The organism is Alteromonas sp. MMG017 (genome assembly GCF_018100795.1).
In the GTDB taxonomy this organism is placed as follows: domain Bacteria; phylum Pseudomonadota; class Gammaproteobacteria; order Enterobacterales; family Alteromonadaceae; genus Alteromonas.
Window position 1 is genome coordinate 1 of record NZ_JAGJDY010000071.1, and the last position, 441, is coordinate 441.

Below are 441 nucleotides of genomic sequence, written 5' to 3' on the forward strand. Positions count from 1 at the left end.
GTTATAAGCCACTGGAGATGTAGTACAGAATGGATGTTCAAGAATTATATGGCGATGAAGCTAGAATCCAGTTAAATTTTTTCTCATTCATGACAATCGCTATTTGGGTTTGCTTTGGCGTCGGAATCGCATTCTCTTTTGCTTTTCATTTAGTAGTTACAAATGTGGCATCTGACGTAGCATCAGAAAGCACAATGTTTTGGCTTTCTTCATTAATGTATGGTTTTTTGGGTTTTATTTTTTCATTGGTAGGGGCAGCAATAATTTATCCTATTTATAATTTTTGGTGTGAGCGAATGCGAGGTCAGCGAGTTAAAGGAAAAATAGCATTGGTTAATCGTGGCTTATAACAAACCAAGTAAGCGGGACAATAACACGTGGGCTCCCTTCACTTCGTTCCGTATTTTAGCCCACGTGCTATTGCCCCTTCTTGGGGCGTTA

1 protein-coding gene is annotated in these 441 nt (G+C 39.2%); it reads left to right on the forward strand.

Going from position 1 to position 441, the window contains the following annotated elements; genetic code table 11:
* Positions 1–29: 29 nt before the first annotated feature.
* The gene (locus J8L84_RS20275; RefSeq protein WP_211072283.1) at positions 30–350 is read left to right on the forward strand and encodes a hypothetical protein; all 321 of its coding nucleotides are present in this window, start codon (positions 30–32) and stop codon (positions 348–350) included.
* The last annotated feature ends 91 nt before the right edge of the window (positions 351–441 follow it).